At 69.8% G+C, this 17,615-nt stretch carries 19 protein-coding genes and 2 tRNA genes; 11 read left to right on the top strand and 10 right to left on the bottom strand.

Annotation, left to right across the window (positions count from 1 at the left end; all coding sequences use genetic code 11):
- The first annotated feature begins 175 nt into the window (after positions 1-175).
- Positions 176-2,602, top strand: a complete 2,427-nt coding sequence (ligA, locus tag ASF76_RS05505; RefSeq protein ID WP_055954198.1) for an NAD-dependent DNA ligase LigA — start codon at positions 176-178, stop codon at positions 2,600-2,602.
- 63 nt (positions 2,603-2,665) lie between these two features.
- Here the strand turns inward: ligA and ASF76_RS05510 are convergent, their stop codons facing one another.
- Both ASF76_RS05510 and ASF76_RS05515 read right to left on the bottom strand, forming a co-directional pair.
- On the bottom strand, positions 2,666-3,157 hold the full coding sequence (locus ASF76_RS05510) for a hypothetical protein (protein ID WP_055954201.1): 492 nt from the start codon (positions 3,155-3,157) through the stop codon (positions 2,666-2,668).
- A gap of 92 nt (positions 3,158-3,249) precedes the next feature.
- The gene (locus ASF76_RS05515) at positions 3,250-4,929 is read right to left on the bottom strand and encodes a long-chain-fatty-acid--CoA ligase (RefSeq protein WP_055954204.1); all 1,680 of its coding nucleotides are present in this window, start codon (positions 4,927-4,929) and stop codon (positions 3,250-3,252) included.
- A gap of 154 nt (positions 4,930-5,083) precedes the next feature.
- On the opposite strand from ASF76_RS05515, the gene gatC reads away from it, so the two are divergent.
- The 6 genes from gatC (at position 5,084) to ASF76_RS05545 (ending at position 11,087) form a co-directional block, all read left to right on the top strand.
- A complete protein-coding gene (gene gatC, locus ASF76_RS05520; RefSeq protein ID WP_055954207.1) occupies positions 5,084-5,383 on the top strand; it encodes an Asp-tRNA(Asn)/Glu-tRNA(Gln) amidotransferase subunit GatC in 300 nt (99 codons plus the stop codon).
- 64 nt (positions 5,384-5,447) lie between these two features.
- Complete coding sequence (gatA, locus tag ASF76_RS05525; protein ID WP_055954210.1) at positions 5,448-6,989, top strand: Asp-tRNA(Asn)/Glu-tRNA(Gln) amidotransferase subunit GatA; 1,542 nt, start codon at positions 5,448-5,450, stop codon at positions 6,987-6,989.
- Positions 6,989-8,506 carry an Asp-tRNA(Asn)/Glu-tRNA(Gln) amidotransferase subunit GatB gene (gene gatB / locus ASF76_RS05530; protein WP_055954213.1) on the top strand — a complete coding sequence of 506 codons (1,518 nt, stop codon included), beginning with the start codon at positions 6,989-6,991 and terminating at the stop codon, positions 8,504-8,506. The genes gatA and gatB overlap by 1 nt, the downstream gene beginning before the upstream one ends.
- Before the next feature lie 131 nt (positions 8,507-8,637).
- The gene (locus ASF76_RS05535) at positions 8,638-9,894 is read left to right on the top strand and encodes a DNA polymerase IV (protein WP_055954216.1); all 1,257 of its coding nucleotides are present in this window, start codon (positions 8,638-8,640) and stop codon (positions 9,892-9,894) included.
- A 304-nt stretch (positions 9,895-10,198) separates the two neighbouring features.
- On the top strand, positions 10,199-10,519 hold the full coding sequence (locus ASF76_RS17430) for a hypothetical protein (RefSeq protein ID WP_055954219.1): 321 nt from the start codon (positions 10,199-10,201) through the stop codon (positions 10,517-10,519).
- Positions 10,494-11,087: a hypothetical protein gene (locus ASF76_RS05545; protein ID WP_235561242.1), complete on the top strand. Its 594-nt coding sequence runs from the start codon at positions 10,494-10,496 to the stop codon at positions 11,085-11,087. Before ASF76_RS17430 ends, ASF76_RS05545 begins: the two co-directional genes overlap by 26 nt.
- A gap of 40 nt (positions 11,088-11,127) precedes the next feature.
- Here the strand turns inward: ASF76_RS05545 and ASF76_RS05550 are convergent, their stop codons facing one another.
- The 6 genes from ASF76_RS05550 to ASF76_RS05575 all read right to left on the bottom strand — a co-directional run bounded on the left by ASF76_RS05550 (position 11,128) and on the right by ASF76_RS05575 (position 13,387).
- Positions 11,128-11,610 (bottom strand): DUF2017 family protein, encoded by a 483-nt coding sequence (locus tag ASF76_RS05550; RefSeq protein ID WP_200936083.1) that lies wholly within the window; start codon positions 11,608-11,610, stop codon positions 11,128-11,130.
- Positions 11,607-11,906 (bottom strand): ATP-dependent Clp protease adapter ClpS, encoded by a 300-nt coding sequence (clpS, locus tag ASF76_RS05555; RefSeq protein WP_082484915.1) that lies wholly within the window; start codon positions 11,904-11,906, stop codon positions 11,607-11,609. The genes ASF76_RS05550 and clpS overlap by 4 nt, the downstream gene beginning before the upstream one ends.
- Positions 11,906-12,187 carry a metallopeptidase family protein gene (locus ASF76_RS05560; protein WP_235561256.1) on the bottom strand — a complete coding sequence of 94 codons (282 nt, stop codon included), beginning with the start codon at positions 12,185-12,187 and terminating at the stop codon, positions 11,906-11,908. The genes clpS and ASF76_RS05560 overlap by 1 nt, the downstream gene beginning before the upstream one ends.
- A gap of 349 nt (positions 12,188-12,536) precedes the next feature.
- Positions 12,537-12,612: transfer RNA gene (locus tag ASF76_RS05565), tRNA-His, on the bottom strand.
- 36 nt (positions 12,613-12,648) lie between these two features.
- Complete coding sequence (gene orn, locus ASF76_RS05570) at positions 12,649-13,275, bottom strand: oligoribonuclease (RefSeq protein ID WP_055954229.1); 627 nt, start codon at positions 13,273-13,275, stop codon at positions 12,649-12,651.
- Positions 13,276-13,311: 36 nt separating this feature from the next.
- Positions 13,312-13,387: transfer RNA gene (locus ASF76_RS05575), tRNA-Arg, on the bottom strand.
- A gap of 102 nt (positions 13,388-13,489) precedes the next feature.
- Between ASF76_RS05575 and ASF76_RS05580 the strand changes: the two genes are divergently transcribed.
- Positions 13,490-13,699, top strand: coding sequence for a hypothetical protein (locus tag ASF76_RS05580; protein WP_055954232.1), 210 nt, complete (start codon positions 13,490-13,492; stop codon positions 13,697-13,699).
- Positions 13,700-13,863: 164 nt separating this feature from the next.
- On the opposite strand, the gene yczE is transcribed toward ASF76_RS05580, so the two are convergent.
- Positions 13,864-14,472, bottom strand: a complete 609-nt coding sequence (yczE, locus tag ASF76_RS05585; protein WP_055954235.1) for a membrane protein YczE — start codon at positions 14,470-14,472, stop codon at positions 13,864-13,866.
- A gap of 61 nt (positions 14,473-14,533) precedes the next feature.
- Here yczE and yczR point away from each other — a divergent pair, with 61 nt between their 5' ends.
- Positions 14,534-15,952: a MocR-like transcription factor YczR gene (yczR, locus tag ASF76_RS05590; protein WP_055954238.1), complete on the top strand. Its 1,419-nt coding sequence runs from the start codon at positions 14,534-14,536 to the stop codon at positions 15,950-15,952.
- 37 nt (positions 15,953-15,989) lie between these two features.
- Here the strand turns inward: yczR and ASF76_RS05595 are convergent, their stop codons facing one another.
- On the bottom strand, positions 15,990-16,247 hold the full coding sequence (locus ASF76_RS05595; RefSeq protein WP_055954241.1) for a hypothetical protein: 258 nt from the start codon (positions 16,245-16,247) through the stop codon (positions 15,990-15,992).
- Positions 16,248-16,450: 203 nt separating this feature from the next.
- Here ASF76_RS05595 and ASF76_RS05600 point away from each other — a divergent pair, with 203 nt between their 5' ends.
- Both ASF76_RS05600 and ASF76_RS17300 read left to right on the top strand, forming a co-directional pair.
- Complete coding sequence (locus ASF76_RS05600) at positions 16,451-16,990, top strand: single-stranded DNA-binding protein (RefSeq protein WP_055954244.1); 540 nt, start codon at positions 16,451-16,453, stop codon at positions 16,988-16,990.
- Positions 16,991-17,052: 62 nt separating this feature from the next.
- Positions 17,053-17,559, top strand: a complete 507-nt coding sequence (locus tag ASF76_RS17300; protein WP_200936084.1) for a DUF6993 domain-containing protein — start codon at positions 17,053-17,055, stop codon at positions 17,557-17,559.
- The last annotated feature ends 56 nt before the right edge of the window (positions 17,560-17,615 follow it).

The raw sequence follows: 17,615 nt of genomic DNA on the forward strand, positions 1-17,615 counted from the left end.
CCGCGTTTCCGACCCGGTAAGTGTGATCGGGGGAGGGCGTTGGACGAGCGGAGGGTGCCGTTCACGTGGGGGTCCTCTTTCCGTCCCGGGTCCTCCGCTCGTCACCCGGGCGCCGGGCATCGTCGACACAGCAAGGCCCTCGGACGATGTCGGAGCCCGTCCCTAAGCTGAGACGGTGACTTCCCCCGACCAGCTTCCCGACCTCTCCCTCGACGACGCACGTGTCGAGGCGGCCGACCTCACCCAGCGCATCGTCGGTGCGCGCGAGGTGTACTACGGGCGTGACGCTGAGCTCGTCGACGACGCCACCTACGACGGCTGGATGCACCGGCTCGAAGCCCTCGAACGGCTGCATCCGGAGCTGCAGGGGCAGGACAGCCCCACCCTCTCGGTGGGCGCGGCCGAGGCGACCGACCTCGCCACCATCGAGCACGCCGAGCGCATGCTCAGCCTCGACAACGTCTTCTCCGCCGACGAGCTGCGCGACTGGGCTGTCAAGACCGAGGCGGCCGCCGGGCGGAAGGTGCACTGGCTCAGCGAACTCAAGATCGACGGCCTGGCGATCAACCTGCGCTACGAGAACGGCGTGCTGACGTCGGCGGCGACCCGCGGCGACGGGCGCGTCGGCGAGATCGTCACCGACAACGCTCTGCGCGTGACGGGGGTCCCGCGCCGGCTCTCGGGCGAGGGCCATCCCGCTCTCGTCGAGGTACGCGGTGAGGTCTTCATCCCGGTGGCGAAGTTCGAGAACCTCAACCGTCTGCAGGGGGAGTACCGCGACCGCGCGGTCGCCGAGGCGCGCGAACGGGCGGCAGGCCGTCGGGGTGCGCGCGCCTTCGACGAAGAGAAGGCCGAGATCGCCGCCGCCCGACGCTTCCCCGCCTTCGCGAATCCGCGCAACGCCGCCAGCGGCGGTCTCCGTCAGCAGATCGAGAAGAAGACCGGGCTCGAGCTCGAAGCAGGGCTCGCCCGTATCGAGTCGCTCGCGCTCTACGTCCACGGGATCGGCGCGTGGCCCGAGCCGCCGGTGGCGGCGCAGAGCGAGATCTACGACCTCCTCGGATCGTGGGGCCTGCCTACATCCCCTTACAGCCGGGTGGAGTCGACCATCGACGGCGTCCTGTCGTTCGTCGCGCACCACGGTGAGCATCGGCACGCCGTCGAGCACGAGATCGACGGCGTGGTCGTCAAGGTCGATGAGCTCGCGCTGCACGACGAACTCGGGGCGACCAGCCGCGCTCCGCGCTGGGCGATCGCCTACAAGTACCCGCCCGAGCAGGTCAACACGAAGCTGCTCGACATCGTCGTCTCGGTCGGGCGCACGGGCCGTGCGACCCCCTTCGCGGTCATGGAGCCGGCGAAGGTTTCGGGCAGCGTCGTGCGACAGGCGACCCTGCACAACCAGGACGTCGTGAAGGTCAAAGGCGTCCTCATCGGCGACACGGTCGTGCTGCGGAAGGCCGGCGACGTCATCCCCGAGGTGCTCGGGCCGGTGGTCGAACTGCGAGACGGCAGCGAACGCGCCTTCATCATGCCCACCGACTGCCCCGAGTGCGGCACGGCGCTCCGGCCCGCGAAGGAGGGCGACATCGACCTGCGCTGTCCGAACGCGCGATCCTGCCCGGCACAGGTCCGCGGGCGCGTCGAGCACATCGGCTCGCGGGGCGCCCTCGACATCGAGGCACTCGGTGAAGTGACGGCCGCGGCCCTGACGCAGCCCGAGGTGCCCGAGCGGCCGCCGCTCGACACCGAGGCGGGGCTGTTCGATCTGACGATCGAGGAGCTCGTCCCCATCGAGGTGGTCGTCCGTGAGTCCGAAACGGGTGAACGCAAGATCGACCCCGACACCGGTGAACTGGTGCGACGAGCTCCCTTCCAGAAGCTCGGTCCCGCGTCCTACCCGCCGGGCAGCGAAGAACTCGATGCCGCCGAACGGCGACGCCGCGGCATCCGGAAAGACTTCCGAGAGGTACTCCCGTCGGAGCAGGCGACGAAGCTGGTGGCCGAACTGCAGAAGGCCAAGACGAAAGACCTGTGGCGTCTGCTCGTGTCGCTCAACATCCGTCACGTCGGACCGGTCGCAGCCCGCGCCCTCGCGCAGTGGTTCGGCTCGCTCGACGCCATCCGCGCGGCATCACGCGAAGAGCTCGCCGCTGTCGAAGGGGTGGGCGGCATCATCGCCGACGCGGTGATCGATTGGTTCGAGGTCGACTGGCACCGCGAGATCGTCGACCGCTGGCAGGCCGCCGGCGTGCGCTTCGCCATTCCCGGCCATCCCGGTCCGGGAGCCGCGGCGGCCGCGGGCGGCGTGCTCGTGGGGGTCACGGTGGTGGCGACAGGCTCGATCGAGGGGTACACGCGCGAGGGCGCGCAGGAGGCGATCATCTCCGCGGGGGGCAAGGCGGCGTCGAGCGTGTCGAAGAAGACGGACTTCGTCGCGGCGGGTCCGGGTGCAGGATCCAAACTCGCGAAGGCCGAGGCACTCGGGCTGCGGATTCTGGATGCCGCGCAGTTCCGCATCCTCGTCGAGCAGGGCCCTGCGGCGCTCGACGGCGATCAAGAGACGGTCGATGAGGACGCGGGCGGCGGTTCCGCCGACTGACACGTCCGGCGGGAGGAGACGACGGAGGGGCGGGAGACCGAGCACCCGCCCCTTCGTCCGATGTCAGCCCTGGCAGGCCGTTCCGGCTTGCGTGAAGCTCTCCTGCAGCGCGGTCACCTGAGCGCCGAACTCGCTCGCTCGGGTGGGGTCGGCCGTGAAGCCCTCGAGGAACGCCGCATACTCGTCGAGCTGGGCGCCGGCCTTCTGCGCGACGGGAGCGATCTCCTCGTTCGTGATGCGCGAGAACTCGCCCTGTACCTTCTCGGTCAGCGCGTTGAAGGCCGTGAGAGTGCCCTGCAGGTCGGCGGTGTCCATGGCCTGGCTGGTCGACACCACGTCGCGGAAGGACGCGATGACGATCTGGCAGGCGTCGGCCTTCGACTGTCCGCCCTCCGTGTCGGCGGCCTCCGGCGACGGTGACGAGGCCGCCGGGGTCGAGGCGGCCGGTGCCACCGACTCGGCCGCTGTCGTCGAGGCGTCACCGGCGGAGCAGCCGGCGAGCAGCAGCAGCGCCGACGCGGCGAAGAGAGCGAACGGCACACGTGTTCTGGTCATGATTTACCCCCACAAGTCACAGCCGGGCCGCGATCGACCCGCGTTGCCACCGTAGCGAAGGACGCGAACGCGGTAGCCTCCGCCGCGGCGGCTCAGTCGGACAACAGCTGGTCGCGCACCTGCCGCCGCAGGACCTTGCCGATGAGCGAGCGCGGGAGCTCCTCGACCACGACGAGGCGCTTCGGCACTTTGTAGGGCGTCAGGATGCCGCGCGCGAACGCGCGGACGGCCTCCGCCTCGAACGTGTCGGGATCCGAAGGGACGACCGCCGCGACGACCTGCTCGCCGGAGTGCTCGTCGGGCAGCCCCACGACCGCGACGTCGATCACGGACGGGTGCTGGCGCAGCACGCTCTCGACCTCGGTGGGGGCCACGTTGAAGCCGCCGGTGATGATCAGTTCTTTGATCCGGTCGGCGATGCGGACGAAGCCCGCCTCGTCGATCGTCACGATGTCACCGGTGCGGAACCAGTCGTCGACGAACACGGCCGCGGTTTCTTCGGGCTTGCCGTAGTACCCGCGGAACACCTGCGGCCCCCGTACGAGGAGTTCGCCGCGCTCGACGTCGGTGTGCGGGTCGTCGGGGTCGACGACGCGGCACTCCGTCCCCGGGAGGGGCAGCCCCACCGTTCCGGCGACACGGTTGTCGGCGACGGGGTTCGCCATCAGCACGGGGGAGCACTCGCTGAGGCCGTACCCCTCGACGAGGAACCCGCCCGTCGCCTTCTCGAACGGCACGACGAGCTCGTGCGGGAGGGCCATGGCGCCGGAGATGGCCACGTCGGTGCCGGCGAGCGAGACACCCTGCTGCTGCGCCGCCGTCAGGAGCCGGTCGGCGATGGGCGGCACGAGCGGGAGGAACGTGGCCGGGTGCTTCTTCGTGGCGGCGAGCACGAGATCGGGATCGAACTTCGGGAAGAGCACCAGACGCGCGCCCATGGACATCGCGAATGTCAGGCACAGCGTGAGGCCGTAGGCATGGAACATCGGCAGGACCGCGTAGACCACGCACCCCTCGCCCCGGACGATCTGCGGGACCCACGCCCGCGCCTGAGCGGCGTTCGCGAGGAGGTTCGCGTGAGTGAGCATCGCACCCTTCGGTGTGCCCGTCGTGCCACTCGTGTACTGGATGATCGCGAGGTCATCGGCCGCGGGGCCGGGATGCGAGGCCGGAAGCGCCGTGTGCCGGACGAGATCGTCCCAGTCGACCGCGCCTTTCGTCTTCGCATGGAGTGCCGACCGCGACCGCCGTGCCTTGGCGAGCGGAAGTCGGAGGGCGAGACGCGTCATCAGGGGCATCGCGCGGGTCACGTCGACCGAGACGAGCGTGTCGACGCGGAGGTCGACGGGGAACTCCTGCACCGTCGCGACGACCTTGCTCCACACGATCGCGTGCTTCGCACCGTGGTCTTCGAACTGCTTGCGCAGTTCGCGCGGGGTGTAGAGCGGATTGTGTTCGACCACCACTGCGCCCAGGCGCAGCACCGCGTAGAAGGCGACGATGTGCTGCGGACAGTTCGGCAGCACGATGGCGACGGGATCCCCCGCACGGACACCCTGGGCCGCCAAGGCGGCAGCTGCGCGCGCGATCTGCTCGGAGAGCTCGGCGTAGGTCGTCTCCCGTCCGAAGAACTGCAGGGCAGGGGCGTCGGGATAATCGCGGACGGACGCGTCGACGATGTCGATGAGCGAACCGCTCTGCGGGGCCAGGTCTTCCGGCACCCCCGCGGCGTAGCTCGTGGTCCAGGGTCGCGGCGGATCGAAGCTCGTCACCCGGCCAGCCTAGAACGCGGGCTGTTCCCGCCGGCCGACCTGTCCACAGCCGACGAGGAACGATCGGTCACCCGGTTCCCGGGGGACGGGAATCGACGCGCACCCCATCCACCGCGGTCCCGGGTGTCGGCGACGCGCGAACTAGACTCGACGGGTGTCTGAAATCACCCCTGATCTCGTGCGCCATCTCGGTGTGCTCGCTCGGATCCAGTTGAGCGACGAAGAGGTGCAGAGCCTCACCGGCCAACTGGATGCCATCGTCGACAACATCGCGAAGGTGTCCGAGGTCGCGACCCCGGATGTCGTCGCGACGAGCCACCCGATCCCGCTCGAGAACGTCTTCCGCCCCGACGTCGTGCAGCCGCAGCTGACGCGCGAGCAGGTGCTGCAGAACGCGCCCGACCAAGCCGACGGCCGTTTCCGCGTCACCGCGATCCTGGGGGAGGAACAGTGACCGGCAACATCCCGTCGACGACCGACCTCGTGTGCACTGCGTCCGCGAAGAAGGAGCAGGGACGATGAGCGATCTCACCCGCCTGACCGCAGCCGAGCTGGCCGCGAAGCTCTCGGCATCCGAGGTGTCCAGCGTCGAAGCCACGCAGGCGCATCTCGACCGCATCGCCGCCGTCGACGGTGACGTCCACGCCTTCCTCCACGTCAGTGACCACGCGCTCGACGTCGCGCGCGACATCGACCGCCGCCGCGCCGCCGGTGAGCCGCTGCACGAGCTGGCCGGTGTTCCCCTGGCGGTGAAAGACGTCCTGGTCACCACCGACATGCCCTCCACGAGCGGATCGAAGATCCTCGAGGGCTACATGTCGCCCTACGACGCCACTGTCGTTGCGCGCTCGCGCGCTGCGGGCCTGGTTCCGCTGGGCAAGACCAACATGGACGAGTTCGCGATGGGCTCCTCCACCGAGTTCTCGGCATACGGCCCCACCCGGAACCCGTGGGATCTCGACCGCATCCCCGGAGGCTCCGGCGGTGGGTCGGCCGCGGCCGTCGCCGCTTTCGAGGCGCCGCTCGCCCTCGGCTCCGACACCGGCGGCTCGATCCGCCAGCCTGCGCACGTCACCGGCACGGTGGGCGTGAAGCCGACCTACGGCGGAGTGAGCCGGTACGGCGCCATCGCGCTGGCATCCAGCCTCGATCAGGTCGGGCCGGTCACCCGCACCGTGCTCGACGCGGGACTGCTGCACGACGTCATCGGCGGACACGACGCGAACGACTCGACCTCGCTCTCTGACGCGTGGCCGTCGTTCGCCGCGGCCGCCCGCGAGGGTGCGACGGGTCAGGTGCTGAAGGGACTCAGGGTCGGCGTCGTCCGCGAGCTCGACGGCAGCGGCTTCCAGTCGGGTGTCACCGCGTCGTTCCGTGCGGCGCTGTCGGCGATGGAGGCACAGGGGGCCGAGATCGTCGAGATCAGCGCGCCGCACTTCGAATACGGCGTGGCCGCCTACTACTTGATCCTCCCCGCCGAGGCGTCGAGCAATCTCGCGAAGTTCGACTCCGTGCGCTTCGGCATGCGTGTGAACCCGCGGGGCGCGGCCACCGTCGAGAACGTCATGGCCGCGACCCGCGACGCCGGCTTCGGCCCCGAGGTCAAGCGACGCATCATCCTCGGCACCTACGCCCTGTCGGCCGGCTACTACGACGCCTATTACGGCAGCGCGCAGAAGGTGCGCACGCTCATCCAGCAGGACTTCGACGCGGCCTTCGGCCAGGTCGACGTCATCGCGACCCCGTCGGCACCGACCACGGCGTTCCGCATCGGCGAGAAGATCGACGACCCGCTGCAGATGTACCTGAACGACATCACGACGATCCCGGCGAACCTCGCGGGAGTCCCGGGCATCTCCATCCCCAGCGGCCTCGCCGAAGAAGACGGTCTGCCCGTTGGCATCCAATTCCTCGCCCCCGCCCGCGAAGACGCCCGTCTGTACCGTGTCGGCGCGGCGCTCGAAGCGCTGCTGGTCGACCAATGGGGCGGACCGCTGCTGGATCGTGCCCCCTCTCTCACCCTTCGACAGGCTCAGGGACCGAAGGCAGGATTGATCTGATGGCCAAAGACGCACTCATGGACTTCGACGAGGCGCTCGAGCTCTTCGAACCCGTCCTCGGCTTCGAGGTGCACGTCGAGTTGAACACCGCCACCAAGATGTTCTCGGCGGCACCCAACCCGGCCAACGAGGCCAACCACGGCGCAGAGCCCAACACGCTCGTCGCCCCCGTCGACATGGGACTCCCGGGTGCCCTCCCGGTGGTCAACCAGGAGGCGATCCGCTCCTCGATCAGCCTCGGCCTCGCCCTCGGCTGCTCGATCGCTCCGTCGAGCCGCTTCTCGCGGAAGAACTACTTCTACCCCGACCTCGGGAAGAACTACCAGATCTCCCAGTACGACGAGCCGATCGCCTTCGAGGGCTCGGTCGACGTCGAACTCGCCGACGGGACGATCGTGACGATCCCGATCGAACGGGCGCACATGGAGGAGGACGCGGGAAAGCTCACCCACATGGGAGGCTCGACCGGTCGCATCCAGGGTGCGGAGTATTCGCTGGTCGACTACAACCGCGCCGGAGTCCCCCTCGTCGAGATCGTCACCAAGCCCATCTTCGGTGCCGAGCACTCGGCTCCCGACCTGGCGAAGGCCTATGTCGCGACCATCCGCGACATCGTCCGCGGACTCGGCATCTCGGAGGCGAAGCTCGAGCGCGGCAACCTGCGCTGTGACGCGAACGTGTCGCTGCGCCCCCGCGGTCAGGAGAAGCTGGGCACCCGCACCGAGACGAAGAACGTCAACTCGATGCGCTCGGTCGAGAGAGCGGTGCGTTACGAGATCCAGCGGCAGGCCGCGATCCTCGCCAAGGGCGGCACGATCACGCAGGAGACGCGGCACTGGCACGAGGACACCGGGCGCACCTCGCCCGGCCGTCCCAAGTCGGATGCCGACGACTACCGCTACTTCCCCGAGCCTGATCTGCTGCCCGTGGTCCCCGCGCCGGCGCTCATCGAAGAGCTGCGCGCAGCTCTCCCCGAGCCGCCGGCCACTCGCCGTCGCCGTCTGAAGGCCGAATGGGGCTTCACCGACCTGGAGTTCCAGGACGTCGCGAACGGTGGACTGCTCGACGCCGTCGCCGAGACCGTCGCGGCGGGTGCCGCCCCCGCGGCCGCTCGAAAGTGGTGGACCGGTGAGATCACCCGCGTCGCCAACACCCAGGAGCGCGACGCCGCCGACCTCGTGTCGCCCGGCAACGTCGCCGCGCTCCAGAAGCTCGTCGACGCGGGAACCCTCACCGACAAGCTCGCGCGCCAGGTGCTCGAGGGCGTCATCGCCGGCGAAGGAACACCGCAGGAGGTCGTCGACTCGCGCGGTCTCGCGGTCGTCTCCGACGACGGGGCGCTCATCGCGGCGATCGACACCGCCCTCGCCGCTCAGCCCGATGTGCTCGCGAAGATCCGCGACGGCAAGGTGCAGGCAGCCGGCGCCGTCATCGGCGCGGTCATGAAGGCCATGAGAGGTCAGGCCGACGCCGCGCGTGTACGCGAGCTCGTGCTGGAGCGCGCCGCCGCGCTGTGAGACACCGGATGCCACGACCTCGGCCGTCATGAACGGCTCGGGGTCGTGGCATCCGTCGTTCCGTCAAGGGTCGGCGGCCGGGCGAGCCCCGGCCCCGGCCCGATGTCGGAGGTCCGGGAGACAATGGAAGCATGGGACGCGGAGACGGCACGGGGCGCATCGTCTCGCGCGCCGACGCCGATGACACCGGCACGGGCATCCTGCACGTCGACATGGATGCGTTCTTCGCATCTGTGGCCGTCCTCGACGACCCGTCGCTGGCGGGCAAGCCGCTGATCATCGGGGGATCCGAGGGCCGTGGCGTCGTCTCGAGCGCGTCCTATGAGGCCCGTCGGTACGGGGTCAAGTCGGCCATGCCCGTCGCCATCGCCCTTCGACTGTGCCCGACGGCGATCGTGGTCAATCCGCCGTACCACCGTTACACCGAGATGTCGCGTCAGGTGATGGCACTCTTTCACGACGTCACTCCTCTGGTCGAACCCCTCTCGATCGACGAGGCCTTCCTCGACGTCCGCGGCGCGCGGCGGCTCTGGGGCAGCCCCGGCACCATCGCCCGCGAGCTGCGCGCCCGGGTGAGGGCAGAGACCGGACTCACCTGCAGCATCGGCGTGGCGGCGACCAAGCACGTGGCCAAGATGGCCTCGACGATCTCGAAGCCCGACGGGTTGCTCGTCGTGGCGGCGGCCGACACCGAAGCGTTCCTCCGACCCCGTTCGGTGCGGGCGCTGTGGGGCGTCGGCCCCAAGGCGGCCGAGGCGTTGGAGTCCCGCGGCATCCGGCTCGTGTCCGACATCCTCGACACTCCGCGGCATGCCCTGGATCAGGTCCTGGGTGGCGCGATGGGCGAGCGGATCTGGCATCTGTCGCGGGGCATCGATGCGCGCGAGGTGCACACGGGTCGCTCCGAGAAGAGCGTCGGTCACGAAGAGACTTTCCACACCGACATCTCCGACACCGCCACGCTCCACGTCGAACTCCGACGCCTCGCCGACCGTGTCGGCGCGCGTCTGCGTGCCCAGCAGTACGAGGCGTCGACCATCTCCATCAAGGTGCGCTTCTCCGACTTCACGACGCTGAGCCGCTCGCGCACGCTGACCGAGCCCACCTCGGTCGGCCAGCGCATCGGCGACGCGGCGATCGAGCTGTTCGATTCCGTCGACCGCCGGCAGGCCGTGCGGCTCGTCGGAGTGCGCGGCGAGAAACTCAAGCCCGCGGCCATGGCGGCCACCCTCTGGGATGACGACGCCGAGTGGCGCCGCGTCGAGGGGGCGCTCGATGGGGCCACCGCCCGCTTCGGACGCGGCGCGGTGACACGCGGTTCGCTGCTGGGACCGTCACGGGGTGGGGGAGCGCTGCCGACGAACCCGCGGCCGTCGTACGACCACTGAGTCGTCGGGACGCACGTGCCCTCCGCCGGGCTCAGGAACCTCGGTGCAGCGGTCTGGTGGGATGAATCCTTCCGATGGGCTCGGGGGGCTTCGGTACGGGTCCGTGCGGTCCCTTCGCGAGCTCACGAACTCCGATACAGCGGCTTGGCGAGACCGGCCCTCTTGACGCGCTCGGGGCCTCGGCGTGGCCCGGGTCCGCGCGGCCCCTTCGACGAGGTCGGGGACCCGGCTGGGACGTCGCACGCGCGCGAGCTCGATGCAACGCCCCTTCGACGCGACGGAGCCACCCGCTACGGTGGTGCACATGCCCAACATTGCACTCGAACTCGGCAAGCAGTCCACCCACTTCGGCGTCTCCGCCGCATACGGCGAGCAGCAGGATGTCGACGGCGTGCGCATCGTCCCCGTCGCCCTCGTGTGGGCCGGTTACGGCGGCGGCTCCGACGAGCAGGGCAACGGCGGTGGCGGGGGTGGCGGCTACACGTTGCCGCTCGGCGCCTACATCCGCCGCGGCGACGACCTGCGCTTCGATCCGAACCTCGTGTCGCTGCTCGCCGTCGGCATCCCGTTCGTGTGGGTCGCCGGTCGCGCGCTCAGCCGTGTCATCCGCGCCCTCAAGAAGTAACACCGATCCGATCGACGTCGCCCTCGGCGCGGCGGTGGTCGCGCTGGCCGACCGCGTCGCCGCCGTCGGAGCGTCCAACCCGGTGGTCGTGCTCGACGGCCGCAGCGGGGCCGGCAAGAGTTCTCTCGCCCGCCGGCTCGTCGCCGGCTGGCCCGGTCGGGACCGCGTGCAGCTCGTCGCGCTCGATGACGTCTACCCGGGCTGGGACGGCCTCGCCGACGGCGTCGCCTACGCGCGCGAGAGCATCCTGCGCCCCCACGCGCGGGGGCTGATCGGGGTGTGGGAACGGTGGGACTGGGAGGCGGACGCACGGGCCGAGGCCCATGCGGTCGATCCGTCGCTGCCCCTCGTCGTCGAAGGTTCGGGTCTGCTCACACCGGAGGTCGCCGCCCTCGCCGACGTGTCGGTCTGGGTCGAGGCGCCGACCTCGTCGCGCAAAGCGCGCGCTCTGAGCCGCGACGGCGACACCTACCGTCCGCATTGGGACCGGTGGGCGCTTCAAGAAGACCATCACATCGCCGTGCACGACCCGGTTTCGCTCGCCTCGCTGGTCGTTCGGGTGCCGTAGCGTCGTCGTCCTCGACGCGTCGTCCATCATGCACACGCGGTCAGCGTCGGTCGAGGGCGGTCATCAACCCGTCGAGGCGGTAACCGATCCAGTCGTACACCCCGAAGCGCGGGTCGTCGGGCTGATGGTCGTCTTCGGTCTGGATGCCGAGCCGTGTCGCCAGCACCAGACGGACCGCCGACAGCGTCCGCATCCATGCCAGGGCCTCGCCCTCGCCCAGCGCGACGGCGATCGTGGCATCCGGGTCGCTCGTGGGGTCGAGATCGGCGCCGTCGATGCCCAGGGTCCGGAGGACCGTCGCGGCATCCTGCCCTCGACGCTCGAGGAGGTCGCCGCCCGTCAGTCGGCGGAATTCTCGACTCGCAGCCTCATCGTCGGGGTACGCATCGGGAAGCAGCCGCGTCACCGCGGGATCGGCGGCCGACCGGGTGTCGGCGAGGAGATCGCGGAACTGACCGACGATGCCGGCGAGGTGCAGAGCTTCGAGCCCGCTGATCTCGAGCACGACGATGCGCTCACTCACGCCGGGTCCTTTCTGACAGTGGCCCAGAGGCCGAAGTCGTGCATGGCCTGCGTGTGCGCCTCCATCACCTCTCGGGGTCCGCGCGCGACGACCGCGTGGCCGTCGTGATGAACGGCGAGCATCAGACGGTGCGCGGTGGGGGCGTCGAAGCCGAAGTAGTTGCGGAAGACGTGCGCGACGTAGCTCATCAGATTCACGGGGTCGTTCCACACGACGGTCTGCCACGTCGAGGGGGGCTGTTCCGACGGCGCCCGATCGGTTTCGGCGTCGAGGTCGGGCATGGTCAGGCCACCCATCACGCCCACCCGAGCTCGTGGAGCCGCTCGTCGTCGATGCCGTAGAAGTGGGCGATCTCGTGCACGAGGGTCGTGTGGATCTCATCGCGCAACTCGTCCTCGTCGGCGCACGCCGCGAGGTGGGGCTCGCGGTACAGGATGATGCGGTCGGGGAGTTCCCCCACGCCATATCGATCGCGCTCGGTCAACGCCCACCCGTCGTACAGGCCCAGCAGGTCGAGGGAGCCGTCCTCGGGGCGGTCCTCGACGACGAAGACGACGTTGTCGAGGCCCTCGATCATGTCGTCGGGAAGCTGATCGAGCTCGTCCACCACGAGGCGTTCGAAAGCCTCGGCGTCGAGGGTGAGAGCGGGATGATCCTGGATGCCGTCACCGGTCGGCGTCGTGGCCCCCTCGCGCTCGGACGAGGTCGTCATGCTCCCCGCGTACGGGTCTTCGCCGTCGTGCACGCGAACCTCCCGGGGGTGTGTGGAGCACGTGGCCGGCTCCGGCGTCGGGTCGCTACTCCGTCGTCGATTCTACGGGCGCGCGGTCCTCGCGGGCCGGAAACACGAGAGCCCGGCGGAGTGTGTCCGCCGGGCTCTCGATGAGGGAGGAGCGTGCTTTTGCCCGATCTTCCTTTGGTTCGACTGGGGTGGCTAACGGGACTTGAACCCGCGACCCCCGCGACCACAACGCGGTGCTCTACCGACTGAGCTATAGCCACCATGTGTCTGCCGCAGCAGACAACTGAACGATTATGTCATACGTCCAGTGCGAACGACGACACGGCTGCCGTCGAAACGGCCTTCGCCTCGTCGCTCGTGGGACCGGGCTGGGGGACGAAGACCGCGGCGCGATAGTAGGCAAGTTCGCGGATCGATTCGCGGATGTCGGCGAGGGCGCGGTGGCCCCCGTGCTTGGCCGGCGCCTGGTAGTAGGCGCGCGGGTACCACCGGCGCGAGAGCTCCTTGATGCTCGAGACGTCGACGTTGCGATAGTGCAGCCACCGGTCGACGCGCGGCATGTATTTCGCCAGGAACATGCGATCGGTGCCGATCGTGTTGCCGGCGAGGGGCGCTTTGCCCTCGACCGGGGCGAAGCGCTGAATGTACTCGAGCGCCTGGAACTCGGCATCCGCGAGGCTCACCCCGTGCGGGATTTCGTCGAGCAGGCCGGAGGACCGGTGCATCTCGGTGACGAAGTCGCCCATGTTGGCCAGGGCGGAGTCGTCGGGCTTGATGACGATCTGGAAGCCGGGGTCGATCACGTTCAGCTCGAAGTCGGTGATGACGACGGCGATCTCGACGAGTTCGTCGACCGCGAGGTCGAGGCCCGTCATCTCGCAGTCGATCCAGACGAGCCGGTCGTTCTCGGAGGCGTTTACCATCCCCACATTCTAGTGAGGGGGCTCGGCGAGGGGATCTGGTCCCCCAGACACGATTCGAACGTGTGACCGGCGGATTAGAAGGCCGCTGCTCTATCCACTGAGCTACTGGGGGTCGTCTTCAGGATATCCGTCGTCGCCGACGCGCCGCACCAGCCCCTGGCGCGCCCGCCCGCGCGGGCGTAATCTCCGGCGCAACGAGAGCGAAGGAGCACTCATGTCGGAAACGGTGACCAAGCGTCTCTGGGTGGCCTACGGACCCGTCGGGGTCGTCGGGAAGATCCAGCAGGATGCCGAGGGATACAGCGTGCACATGGCGGGCAAGGGTGAGCGGCTCGGCGTCTACCCGTCGATGGAGATCGCGAAGAACGCCCTCCACTCCCACCTCAAGCCCGGGAGCGACCGGCCGGAGTTCCGCGAGCACTGAAAATGGCTGCGCCTCTCGGGTTCGGAGGATCCGGCCCGGGGGCGCATCACTGCACGTGTCGGGTGGCGCTGAGTACGCGCTTCGCTTTCGCGGGGAAACCCACTCCGGTGGTGCTCATCGGAACCGGCATGCCATTGGACGCTTCGGTATGACCGGGCCCCGCGTCACGCGCGGGCGAGCCGCCGGGTGCGCGGCGCGGTGCGGGTGAAGGCGAGCAACGGCATCGCGACGTGCACGAGTGGGCCGATGCCCAGGGCGAAGACGAGCGTGCCCACGCCGACGGTCCCGCCGAGGAGCCAGCCGAGGATGAGCACCGTTCCCTCGACCGTGAGCCGGCACGCCCAGATGGGCCATCCGAGCCGTCCATGCAGACCCGTCATGAGTCCGTCGCGTGGGCCGGGTCCGAAGCGGGCGCCGATGTAGAGCCCCGAGGCGACCGCCACCAGCACGACACCCGCGACGAGCAGCAGCACCTGCATCCAGAGTGCGTCGGGGTGCGGGAGGATCCCGAGTGCGATCTGCATGCTCGTCCCGACGAGGAGGATGTTGGCGATGGTGCCGACCCCGGGCTTCTGGCGAAGCGGGATCCACAGCAGCAGCACGGCGAGACCGACGATGTTGGTGATCCAGCCGATCCCGAGGCCCGTGACGCGCGACAGGCCTTGAGCGAAGACCGTCCACGGGTCGACGCCGAGTCCGGCGGCCACGGTGAGCGCGCACCCGACGCCGTACAGCACGAGTCCGACGAACAGGCGGGAGATTCGGGAGAGCATGGAGAGATCCAATCATGAGATTGGACGCAGGTGAGGATGCCAATCCGGCTATCGTGGCACGATGGACTCCCGCATCTCCGCTCGCGCTCTTTCCGTCGCTCTCGGCGGCTGGCGGGGGAGCGGACCCGCCTATGAGGCACTCGCCGACGGCATCCGGTTGCTGTGTCTCGACAACAGGCTCGCCCCCTCGACGGCCCTGCCCGCTGAGCGAGAACTCGCGTCGGCTTTGCACCTGAGCCGGACGACGGTTGCTGCCGCGTACCGCAGTCTGCGCGACAGCGGGCACATCGAGAGTCTGCGCGGGAGCGGCAGCGTGACGCTTCCCCTGCGGAGGAACGACCCCGGGCGGTTGGACGCCGGCGATGCGGCCATCGACCTGCAGCAGGCGAGCCCCGCCGCGTGGCCCGGCCTGCCCGCGGTCATCGCCGAGGCGACGCAGGATGCCCCTGCCCTGGTCTCGCGTATCGGGTACGACGTGGTCGGCGACGCGGGGTTGCGTGCCGCGATAGCGCAGCATTACGCGGGGCGCGGCATGCCCACGTCGCCCGACCAGATCCTCGTCACGACGGGCGCCCAGAGCGCCATCCACCTCATCGCCTCGGTGCTGCTCGGCCGAGCAGACCGGGTGATGCTGGAGACGCCGACGTATCCGCACGCCGCCGACGCCTTCCGACGCGTCGGGGCGCGGCTCATCGGCGTGCCGGTCGACTCGGACACCGGATGGGACCTCGAGCGCGCCGCGCAGAGCTTCGCCCGCGCTCTGCCGACGTTGGCCTACCTGATGCCCGACTTCCACAATCCGACGGGCCGGACCATGACCCTCGAAGAGGTTTCGGCCTTCGTATCGGCGGCCCAGGCGGCGGGCACGCTGCTGGTGCTCGACGAGACGACGGCGCAGCTCGACATCGACCGCCCGGTCGGACCTGCGCCGTTCCCCGACGACGATCGCATCATCCGTGTCGCATCGCTCGGCAAGACCGTGTGGGGCGGGCTTCGCGTCGGGTGGATCCGCGCGGCCCCTGACATCGTCAGGCGCCTCGCGAGCGGACGTCCGGTGCACGATCTCGGCACTCCCGAGATCGAGCAGGCCATCGCCCGGCGACTCGTACCCCGTCTCGACGAGATCGCGCATCAACGCGGGGAGCTGCTGCGCGCGGGCCGCGACAGTCTGGTCGCGGCGCTTCGCCGGACGCTGCCCGACTGGGAAGTGCCCGACGTGTTCGGCGGCGTGTCGCTGTGGGTGGGTCTCGGCGAGCCGCTCAGTACGCCGCTGGTCATGAATGCCCGCGCGCGTGGGCTGGCGCTCTCGGCGGGGTCGCGCTTCGCCGTGGAGGGCGGTCACGATCGGCGCCTGCGCGTTCCGTTCACGTCGCCCCCGGCGACGCTCGAACGTGCCGTCGACGTCTTGCGCGCCGCCTGGGACGATGTGCGCGGCGGTCGGACGAGTGCCGCCCGCGAAGACTTCGCCCGGGTCGTCTGACCCGCCCGGCTGGAGCTGACGCTTCGCCGACTGCGCATCAGCGCGCATAGCGCAGGCACTCGAGCGCGTCGCTCGACGACCAGAATTCTCCGAGCCGGCGGAAGCCGCCGGATGCGGCGTGGAACCGCTCGGCCGCGTAGCGCCAGCCGCCGTCGGACGAGATCGCCCGGATGTGACCCACGACGATGCCGCGCGGATCGGCGATGCGCCAGAGGCCGGCGGCGACGTGCGTCGCCGCTCCCCACCCGGCCGAGCGCGGAGCCGGGGCGAGATCGTTCCACAGTGCGGTGGTCATGCCTCGACGGTACGACCGACCTCCGACATCGACTCCGGCGCGGGCAAGGGGCCGTTCCTCCCCAGCCGAGCGTCACCGTCATCCCTCCACGGAACGGTGGAATCGTGTCACCCGCGCTCGCTCGACCCGGTCATTCTGAGTGAACTCCGGCATCCGTCGGGCACACGGATGCCGGAGCGCACATCACGTCGAGAGGACACATCATGAGCGATCACATCACCCTCGTGGGCAACATCGTCGGGGACATCGAACAGCGGGCCACACGTGCCGGCGGCTCCGTCGCCGCCTTTCGTCTCGCCGTCGGCGAGCGAAGGCTCGACAAGGAGCGCGGTGAGTGGGTGGACGCGCACACCAACTACTACTCGATCTCCGTGTTCGGGGAGTTGGGCGCCAATGCGCTCCGATCGCTGCGAAAAGGCGAGCGCGTCGTCTTGAGCGGAAGACTGAGGTTGCGCGAGTGGGAGACCGAGACCAAACGCGGTGTGAGCGCCGATGTCGTCGCCGATGCCATCGGCCACGATCTGCGGTGGGGAACCACGCGCTTCGACCGTGCGCCCAAGCCCGGCGCTCCGACGGAGGCGGCATCCGACTCCGTCACGGCGGCCACCGCCCGTGGCGGAGCAGAAGGGGCGGACGCCGCGGAGGAGGCGGCGTGGTCGGTGCCGGGTGCGCCGAACGAACCGGTCGGTGTCGGCGCGGGCCCGGGTGGCGCCGTTGCGATGGACCCCGACAGACCGTTCTGACCACTGCCCGCGGTGGGCGGCGGCCGAGGGAGCGCGGCGTGCGGGTCCGTAGACTCGAAGCCGTGTCTCGCTCCTTCGGTCGCCCTCTCGCCGCCCTGACCCTCCTGGCCGTTCTGGCCGTCACGGGCTGCACCGGCGAATCTCCCACGACGCCGACCGACACGGTCGACACGAGCGCCCCGGTGTCGTCGGCTCCGACGGATGCCGTTACCGCTGCACCGAGCTCGCCGGCTGCCGTCGCATTCGTTCCGGGCGGGAGCGCGCAGCAGAACCTCCCCTTCTTCACGCAGGTCGTCGCCACGGTCTGGGCGGGACCCGGTCAGGTCGACGGACGCGCCTACATCGACGCGCTGGCGGGGGCGGGGTTCGACAAGGGGGCTATGCAGGTGACACCCGACGAGTCGACGATCGGGAACGCCGCCGAGAGCATCGAGTTCTCCGTCCGGCTGGGCGCGGACTGCCTCGTCGGTCAGGTCGGACCTTCCATCGGCAATCCCGTCACGACGGTGCTACCCGGCCTTTCGTCGGGCGGGTGCCTGATCGGGCAGACGCGGCCGATCGACTGGTGAGAGGCGTTCGGCGCCCGTCGGCTCCCGCCGCACGCCGCCCCTAGACTGGACGGGAT

This window comes from Microbacterium sp. Leaf151, from assembly GCF_001424225.1.
GTDB lineage: Bacteria > Actinomycetota > Actinomycetes > Actinomycetales > Microbacteriaceae > Microbacterium.